The 249-nt window shown below is 62.7% G+C and carries 1 protein-coding gene; it reads right to left on the reverse strand.

Features of this window, described 5'->3' with window-relative positions; translation table 11 throughout:
• Nucleotides 1-249 (reverse strand): hypothetical protein (locus tag C1X29_RS29585; RefSeq protein ID WP_218275745.1); only part of this gene is annotated, 249 nt, incomplete at both ends.

Consider the following 249-nt stretch of genomic DNA (forward strand, 5'->3'; position numbering starts at 1 on the left):
CCGTAATGTAGTTCGGAACCGGAGCGCGTTTGACGCCGGTCGCGGCTTGACTCAGGCTCATGGAGGCGTATTTTCCAGTCGCGGACACGACCCACGATCCGTGGCGAAAGCCGGCGGGAATCTTCACGCTTGGGGGAGCAGGGAACTTCGACGCGGTGGGAAACGCGGCGCGCACAGTTCGATTTTGGCCGCGAAATCGTTGGACTCCGCTCGGGTCGACGCGCGCATCGACCTCATCCTCCTCTGTTG

This window comes from Pseudomonas sp. GW456-12-10-14-LB2, assembly GCF_002884345.1.
GTDB classification, from domain to species: Bacteria; Pseudomonadota; Gammaproteobacteria; order Pseudomonadales; family Pseudomonadaceae; genus Aquipseudomonas; species Aquipseudomonas paraglycinae.